This is a genomic window from Rahnella sp. P4_A8 (assembly GCF_056402435.1).
The window spans coordinates 1-1,083 of sequence record NZ_JBFUHK010000268.1 but is presented as its reverse complement, the minus strand read 5'-3'; the positions used below and the strand labels follow the sequence as shown (position 1 = coordinate 1,083).

Here is a 1,083-nt window from a genome sequence, read left to right as displayed (position 1 = left end):
CAGCTGGTATGGCAAACCCAAGTCCGCCAGTTGGTCCAGCTCTGGGTCAACAAGGCGTGAACATCATGGAATTCTGTAAGGCGTTCAATGCTAAGACTGATAGCATGGAAAAAGGCCTGCCAATTCCTGTTGTTATTACTGTTTATTCTGACCGTTCTTTCACCTTTGTTACCAAAACCCCTCCTGCAGCAGTACTGCTGAAGAAAGCGGCTGGTATCAAGTCTGGTTCCGGCAAGCCGAACAAAGACAAAGTGGGTAAAGTAACGAGTGCTCAGGTTCGTGAAATCGCAGAAACCAAAGCTGCGGACATGACTGGTTCTGACGTTGAAGCGATGACTCGCTCCATCGAAGGTACTGCTCGTTCCATGGGCCTGGTAGTGGAGGATTAATAAATGGCTAAGCTGACCAAGCGCATGCGCGTGATCCGTGACAAAGTTGATGCTACTAAACAGTATGACATCACCGAAGCCGTTGCTCTGCTCAAAGAGCTGGCCACTGCTAAATTCGTAGAAAGCGTTGACGTTGCTGTTAACCTCGGCATCGACGCTCGTAAATCAGATCAAAACGTTCGCGGCGCAACCGTACTGCCACACGGCACCGGTCGTTCTGTTCGCGTTGCCGTCTTCACCCAAGGTGCAAACGCTGAAGCTGCTAAAGCTGCAGGCGCTGAACTGGTAGGTATGGAAGATCTGGCTGACCTGATCAAAAAAGGCGAAATGAACTTCGACGTTGTTATCGCATCTCCAGATGCAATGCGCGTTGTTGGCCAATTAGGTCAGGTTCTGGGCCCACGCGGTCTGATGCCTAACCCGAAAGTTGGTACTGTAACACCTAACGTTGCTGAAGCGGTTAAGAACGCTAAAGCAGGCCAGGTTCGTTACCGTAACGACAAAAACGGCATCATCCATACCACTATCGGTAAGGTTGATTTCGAATCCGACAAGCTGAAAGAAAACCTGGAAGCTCTGTTGGTCGCTCTGAAAAAAGCGAAGCCTTCCCAGGCTAAAGGCGTTTTCATCAAGAAAGTAAGCCTGTCCACTACCATGGGTGCGGGTCTTTCTGTTGATCAAAGCGGCCTGAGCG

General features: G+C 50.1%; 2 protein-coding genes. Both read left to right on the top strand.

What is annotated here, in order from left to right; all coding sequences use genetic code 11:
- On the top strand, window positions 1–389 hold a 389-nt coding region (gene rplK, locus AC1DUO_RS25320; protein WP_477989439.1), incomplete at its 5' end, for a 50S ribosomal protein L11.
- Between the two features lie 3 nt (window positions 390–392).
- Window positions 393–1,083: 50S ribosomal protein L1 (gene rplA, locus AC1DUO_RS25315; protein ID WP_477989438.1), on the top strand; the 691-nt coding region annotated here is incomplete at its 3' end.